Source organism: Psychrobacter sp. TB20-MNA-CIBAN-0197 (assembly GCF_040309765.1).
GTDB lineage: Bacteria > Pseudomonadota > Gammaproteobacteria > Pseudomonadales > Moraxellaceae > Psychrobacter > Psychrobacter submarinus.
Window position 1 is genome coordinate 1 of record NZ_JBEOPC010001140.1, and the last position, 248, is coordinate 248.

The 248-nt window shown below is 48.4% G+C and carries 1 pseudogene; it reads right to left on the reverse strand.

Annotation, left to right across the window (positions count from 1 at the left end):
• Positions 1 to 216 (reverse strand): annotated as a pseudogene (locus AAEY83_RS17500) (cytochrome c); the annotation flags it as partial.
• Positions 217 to 248: the final 32 nt, after the last annotated feature.

The window sequence follows — 248 nt, forward strand, 5'->3', positions numbered from 1 at the left end:
GCTGACAGTATTGGTTTTGGCATGTGCCAGATAGTCTTTTTGCTCAAGTAAGTCGTAAATAATCGAGTTACTGACTGGTTGCGATAGGCGAGAGACATTGACTGGTATCAAATAATCATCGGTCTTAATGGCTGGCACGACTTTTAAATAGTCTGCCATCGCGATCAGGTCTTCATCAGTGAGATAACGCGTACTGTGCGCCACGGCTTCTGCCATTGGCCCGCCCGCGTAAGCGCGCTTATCAAGCG